The sequence below is a fragment of the Pseudodesulfovibrio karagichevae genome (assembly GCF_041414475.1).
Classification (GTDB): Bacteria; Desulfobacterota; Desulfovibrionia; order Desulfovibrionales; family Desulfovibrionaceae; genus Pseudodesulfovibrio; species Pseudodesulfovibrio karagichevae.
Genome location: NZ_JBGLYH010000135.1, coordinates 1 through 600, shown reverse-complemented (window position 1 = coordinate 600; position 600 = coordinate 1). Strand labels below are relative to the sequence as shown.

Sequence of the window (600 nt, the reverse complement as noted above, 5' to 3'; positions counted from 1 at the left end):
CCCAGCTGGTCGGCCAGCTCGGGGACAACGGCGCGGCGCTCAGGGAATTCATCAAGCATGACGACCTTTTGTGGGCCATGTCCGCAGGCCTGCAGACGCTCAACATCATCGCCCACACCCGCTGGGCCAGTAACGGGATCATCTCCGTGCCCAACTGCCACCCGGTGGACGGGCTGGTCGAAGGCGACATGTCCACGGGGTTGGAAAAGACCATGTTCGTGCTCAACGGCGACGTGGACAACTACCGCACCCTGGTCGAGGAGACGGTCCTGGCCAAGGGCGCGCACATCCCGCCGGCCATCTCCACCGACGCCAAGATCCTGCCCGTGCTCTTCCACCTGGGCGTGGAGGACGTGGGCGACGCCGAGGAGCGGTTCCGCAACGTGCTCAGGCGCTGCGAGGGCTCGCTGGCCGTGGTCATGCAGAACCTGAACGATTTCGACTCGCAGTTCCTGGCCCAGAAGGGCTCGGGGCAGTCCTTCTACATCGGCCGGACCAATGACGGCTGGCTGGTGGCGAGCGAGGCCTACGGCATGGCCGCCCGGGCGCGCTCGTCCTATCCCGTGGCCGTGCACCGGCAGGGCGGGGTGTCCGTGGTCC

At 67.2% G+C, this 600-nt stretch carries 1 protein-coding gene; it reads left to right on the top strand.

Going from position 1 to position 600, the window contains the following annotated elements; translation table 11 throughout:
- Positions 1-600 (top strand): class II glutamine amidotransferase (locus AB6M95_RS19740; RefSeq protein ID WP_442604691.1); only part of this gene is annotated, 600 nt, incomplete at both ends.